This is a genomic window from Micromonospora foliorum, from assembly GCF_022229015.1.
In the GTDB taxonomy this organism is placed as follows: Bacteria; Actinomycetota; Actinomycetes; order Mycobacteriales; family Micromonosporaceae; genus Micromonospora; species Micromonospora foliorum.
In genome coordinates this window covers 1-1268 of the sequence record NZ_JAKKFF010000473.1, presented here as the reverse complement: position 1 = coordinate 1268, position 1268 = coordinate 1, and the positions used below count along the sequence as shown (strand labels likewise).

Here is a 1268-nt window from a genome sequence, read left to right as displayed (position 1 = left end):
GGTGCGCGGCTGGGTCGGCGGGGCGCGGCTGGGTCGGCGGTGCGCGGCGTCCGTCGGGGGGCGGACGCCGCGACCGCGCGGGTCGGTCAGAACGCGTGGTACGCGATAAGCGGTTCGTACTCGTACCGCAGGTTCTCGAAGCGGACCCGGAAGTTGACGCCGTCCCGGACGTTGGTGGCCACCGTGATCCAGCCCGAGTTGGCCGGCAGGTAGGTCCAGTAGTTGCAGGCGCTCGTCTTGTCGACGAAGATCACGCACGCCTCGGTGGCGTACACGCTCGCGTTGCGGACGTTGATGTCGCGACAGCGCGTCGTGGTGCGGTACTGGCCGGCCGAGCCGCCGTAGCGGCCGGTCTCGAAGTACGACCGCACCGCCCCGCCGTAACAGGTTTCGAGTGGGGCGAACTCGTTCGGCCCGGAGCTGACCGGTGCCGTCGGTGTTGTCGGCTCCGCCCGGGCGGGCGTACCGGCGGCGAGCAGTGCGGTGGCCGTGGCGACGGCGAGCAGGCGAGCGGTCGGGGATGGCATTCGTTCGTTCCTCCGAAACAGTTAACTGACCGTCCGTATAGGACTGATCATCTGGCCGTGACGATGATACGTATCGATTGATTTGGGCGTGGCCCCGATGATGTCCGCCAGGTGTGGTAGCTCTGTAGGCATGTCCGAGGCCATGCTCAGCAAGGTGCGCAAGCTGCTGGCCCAGGCCGAGGACCCGGCCTGCACGCCGGCCGAGTCGGCCGCGTTCACCGCCAAGGCGACCGAGCTGATCGCCCGCTACGGCGTGGACCGGGCGCTGCTCGCCGCCCGGGACCCGACCACCGACCCGGTCGGCGATCGAGTGCTGGACGTCGTCGCCCCGTACGCCCGCGACAAGGTCGGCCTGCTCGCCGCGGTGGCCGAGCCGTTGCGCTGCCGCTGCGTACGCCGTCGGCAGGGCAACGGCTTCGCCCTGCACCTCTTCGGCTTCGCCAGCGACCTGGAACGGGTCGACCTGCTCTTCACCTCACTGCTCGTGCAGGCGGCGCACGGCCTGGCCGCCACCGAGGTGCCCGCCGACGACCATCCCGCCGCCTTCCGCCGCTCCTGGCTGGCCGGCTTCGCCGAGGTGGTCGGCGGTCGACTCTGGGCGGCCGAGACGGCGGCGGCAAGCGAGTCGGGCGCGCCGTCGATGGCGCTGGTGTTGGCCGACCGGTCCGACCGCGTGCAGCGACGGCTCACCGAGGAGTACCCGCGGCTGCGCACCGCGCCGCCGCGCCGGTTGGGCGGCAC

Annotated in this window: 2 protein-coding genes; one reads left to right on the top strand and one right to left on the bottom strand. The window is 71.6% G+C overall.

The features are described 5' to 3' along the window. Positions 1-86: 86 nt before the first annotated feature. The gene (locus PSH25_RS28340) at positions 87-527 is read right to left on the bottom strand and encodes a hypothetical protein (RefSeq protein ID WP_238661948.1); all 441 of its coding nucleotides are present in this window, start codon (positions 525-527) and stop codon (positions 87-89) included. A gap of 130 nt (positions 528-657) precedes the next feature. On the opposite strand from PSH25_RS28340, the gene PSH25_RS28335 reads away from it, so the two are divergent. Further along, the coding region (locus tag PSH25_RS28335; RefSeq protein WP_238661947.1) for a DUF2786 domain-containing protein at positions 658-1268 on the top strand (611 nt) is incomplete at its 3' end.

Bases quoted from the DNA above. Each gene is read 5' to 3' on its own strand.
- PSH25_RS28340 (WP_238661948.1), bottom strand. From the start codon at position 527: ATGCCATCCCCGACCGCTCGCCTGCTCGCCGTCGCCACGGCCACCGCA.